The organism is Mesorhizobium sp. M2A.F.Ca.ET.067.02.1.1 (assembly GCF_004023285.1).
Classification (GTDB): Bacteria; Pseudomonadota; Alphaproteobacteria; order Rhizobiales; family Rhizobiaceae; genus Mesorhizobium.
This window is the reverse complement of sequence record NZ_RZSB01000596.1, coordinates 1-3,773: the sequence shown is the minus strand read 5'-3', so window position 1 is coordinate 3,773 and position 3,773 is coordinate 1. Positions and strand designations below refer to the sequence as shown.

Annotated in this window: 2 protein-coding genes and 1 pseudogene; 2 read left to right on the top strand and 1 reads right to left on the bottom strand. The window is 65.1% G+C overall.

The window, feature by feature from the left end:
* A pseudogene (locus EOA28_RS28275) lies at window positions 1–1,260 on the top strand (MFS transporter); the annotation flags it as partial.
* A gap of 46 nt (window positions 1,261–1,306) precedes the next feature.
* Here EOA28_RS28275 and EOA28_RS28270 read toward each other — a convergent pair.
* Window positions 1,307–2,164 carry a LysR family transcriptional regulator gene (locus EOA28_RS28270; RefSeq protein ID WP_127249564.1) on the bottom strand — a complete coding sequence of 286 codons (858 nt, stop codon included), beginning with the start codon at window positions 2,162–2,164 and terminating at the stop codon, window positions 1,307–1,309.
* A 201-nt stretch (window positions 2,165–2,365) separates the two neighbouring features.
* On the opposite strand from EOA28_RS28270, the gene EOA28_RS28260 reads away from it, so the two are divergent.
* Entirely contained in the window at window positions 2,366–3,703 is a 1,338-nt protein-coding gene (locus tag EOA28_RS28260) for an aspartate aminotransferase family protein (protein WP_127249563.1), read from the top strand.
* Window positions 3,704–3,773: the final 70 nt, after the last annotated feature.

The window sequence follows — 3,773 nt, the reverse complement described above, 5'->3', positions numbered from 1 at the left end:
GTCGCTGGCCGTATACGAACTCGGCGCCATCGTCGCGGGTGCCGCCGCCGGCCGGCTGGTCAGCTTCGTCGCCCTGCGCACCAACATGATGGCCGCGGCCCTTCTTTATGCTGCTGGCGCGCTGGTCTGCGCCACCGCGCCATCGATGCCGGTCTTCCTGGCCGGGCGGCTGGTCGAGGGCCTGGGCGGCGGCGCGCTCGTCTCGCTCGCCTTCGTCTCGGTCGAGCGCCTGTTCCCGCGCAATATCTGGCCGCAGCTTTTCGGCATCATCTCGGCGATTTGGGGTGTCGCCGCCTTCAGCGGCCCGATGCTCGGCGCAATCATAGTCGATTTCCTGTCCTGGCGCTGGGCCTTCGGTGTCTTCACGTTTGGCGGTGCGGCCATGGCGCTCGCAAGCTTCGCCGTGCTTGGCACGCCGCACGCGAAGCGGCCGCAGGCCGGCGCCGGCCCGACGCCCGCCTTTCCCTTCCTGGCGCTCGGCTGCCTTGCCGTCAGCGTCGTGCTGATCGCCGCCGCTGGCGTCGACATCGCCTTGCTGCGCTCGTCGCTGCTCATACTGCTCGGCCTGGCCGGCCTCGCGCTGTTCTTCCGCGTCGATGCGCTGAAGCCGCGCTCGCGCCTGTTTCCCTCGCAACTTTTTTCCTGGAATTCCGCGCTCGGCAGCGGCATGACCATGGTGGCCGCCTTCTCCGTGGCGACCTGCACCTTCGCCATTTACGGGCCGTTGCTGCTGACCACGCTGCACGGCATCCCGATCCTGACGACAGGCTATATCATCGCCGCCGAATCGATTGCCTGGTCGATCCTGTCGATCCTCGTCGCCAATGCGCGCTGCATCGCGAGCGGTCGATCATCGTCGTCGGCGCGCTGATGATCGCCTGCGGCATTGCCGGCTTCGCCTACACGATCCCGACCGGCTCGATCCCGCTGATCCTGCTTTGCGCCCTTCTGCAGGGCGGCGGCTTCGGCGTCGCCTGGCCGTTCCTGACCCGCGTCATCGTCGCCTCGGCACGCGAGGGCGAACAGACCATCGCCTCGGCCGCCGTGCCGACGATGCAGCGCATCGGCTATGCGGTAGGCGCCGCCCTTGCCGGCATTATCGCTAATGCCTGTGGGTTCTCCGATGGCCTGAGTCGCGAGGCGGCCGCGATCGTCGCCGGCTGGCTGTTCCTGGCTTTCGTGCCGCTCGGGATCGTCGGGTGCCTGGCCGCGCTCAGGATGTCGTTGACGGCGAACCGGCCGCAAATGGCCACGGGCTGACGTTCCAGACCACGAGCTGATCGAGAGGCTGCGAGGCGGCAGACCCTCAAAGCGACGGCAGAACCTTGCGGATGTGATCGGCAAAGGCCGTGGCCGCGGGCGATCGTTCCGCATCGGCGAAAACGATCACGATACCGAGCCCGGGCAGCGGAGGAAGCGGAGCGCCGAGAATATGGAGATCGGGCGGCACCGCCCCCTCCGCCATCACGCTGATCGCCAGCCCTGACCGCGCAACGGCGATCAGCCCGGCAAGGCTGTTGGAGGCATAGGCTATCTTGTAGCGCAGGCCGGCGCGGGTCATGGCCTCGCAGGCCCCCTTGTGGTCGATCGCGTTCGACGCAGCCAGGGCGAGCGGAACGGTGTCGCCGAAATCGTAGAGTTCCAGGGTTGGCCGGCTGCCGACCCAGACCAGCGATTCCCTGCGCACGACATCCGGCGCATCGCCTGGATTGGGTGTGGAAACGAGCGCCAGATCGACCTGACGCGCATTGATGAGCGTGCGCAGTTCGACCGTCGGCGCCGAGACCACCTTGATCTCGACATCGGGATACATGGTGCCGAAACTCTTCAAGAGCGCCGGGAAGAACGCGCTCAGATAGTCTTCGGGGCTGCCGAAGATGATCGACCCGTGCAAGCCCTTGTCGGAAAAGGCCGAGATCGCCTCATCATGGATTTTGAGGATGCGCTCGGCATAGGCAAGAAAACGTTCGCCGCTGCCGGTCAGCCGCACGCCGCTGCCGCTGCGATGGAACAGGCTCTGGCCAAGCGCTTCCTCCAGCCGTTGGATCTGCATGGTCACGGCCGATTGCGTACGCCCGACCTGTACCGCGACGGCGCTCAGGGTGCCGGAATGCGCCGCGCGCACGAATGTCGACAGGAGCTTGAGATCGAGTGGAGCCTGCATATCAAATCCATTGATATCCGGATCCGATTACTATCAATTTTACTGCACCAACGCTAACCGCTATCTAATGCATGTCGCCCAAAAGTGCACAGCGGTTTTGGGACAACGACATGCATAAAAACAATAACCTAAAGCGCGTCGCATCAGTGCGTTCAGAACGACGCGCTTTAGTCATCCGAACGCTTTGGTGGAGCTGGAACGATGTCGAAAAACCAGGATCGCGGGTTTTGGAATGCGGCGCAAAAGCATCTGATACGCTACGGCGGCAGCTTCGAACCGGCCATCATCGAGCGCGCCGCGGGATCCTTCGTCTACGATGCGGATGATAAGCCCATTCTCGATTTCACCTCCGGCCAGATGAGCGCGCTGCTCGGCCATTCCCATCCCCGCATCGTTTCCACGGTAAGCCGCCAGGTGGGTCAGGTCGCGCATCTGTTCAGCGGCATGCTCTCCCGTCCCGTGGTCGAGCTTGCCGTGCGCCTGGCGGCGCTGGCGCCTGGGCTCGACCGGGTTCTGCTTTTGTCGACCGGAGCGGAATCGAACGAAGCCGCGATCCGCATGGCCAAGCTGGTGACCGGCAAGCACGAGATCGTCGCCTTTTCGAAGAGCTGGCACGGCATGACCGGCGTGGCAGCGTCAGCAACCTACAGCGCCGGCCGCAAGGGCTATGGACCTGCCGCGGTCGGCTCGCTCGCGATCCCGGCGCCAAACAGTTTCCGGCCGCGTTTCAAGCATGCCGACGGCTCGCTGGATTGGCAGACCGAGCTCGACGATGCTTTCGATCTGGTCGACAGCCAGTCGACGGGCAACCTGGCGGCCTTCGTCGCCGAACCGATCCTGTCGAGCGGCGGCATATTGGAGCTGCCGCAAGGCTACCTGGCGGCGCTGCAGCAGAAATGCCGCGAACGCGGCATGCTGCTGATCCTGGACGAAGCGCAGACAGGCATCGGCCGCACCGGCCATATGTTCGCCTTCCAGAGGGACGGCGTCACGCCGGATATCCTGACGCTTTCCAAGACGATCGGCGCCGGCCTTCCGCTATCGGCCGTCATGACGACGGCCGAGATCGAGGAGGAAGCGCATGCGAAAGGTTTTCTCTTCTACACCACGCATGTTTCCGATCCGCTGCCGGCGGCCGTGGGCCTGGCGGTGCTCGATGTGGTGGAAGAAGAAAAGCTCGTTGAACGGGCGCGCAGCATGGGGGCGAAACTGTTCGCCGGCTTGTCCAGCCTGAAGCAACGTTATGAATGCGTCGGCGACGTGCGCGGGCGCGGTCTCCTGCTCGGCGTCGAGATCGTCAAGGACCGCAAGGACCGGGTTCCCGACCATCAGCTCGGCGCCGCGATCGCGGCTGAGGCGTTCCGGCGCGGTCTCAGCATGAACATCGTCAAGCTTCCCGGCATGGGCGGCGTCTTCCGTATCGCCCCGCCGCTGACGATCTCCGAGGAAGAGCTGGAGCTCGGCCTGAAGATCATCGCCGAGTCGATCGAGGCCGGGCTCGCCGCGAACACGAGCCGTCCCGGCATCGCCGCCGAGTGACGTCGAGGGCCGGCGACCCAAGCGCCGGCTTCGGCCTCACACCACGACGGTCTGCAGACGCTCCGCAATG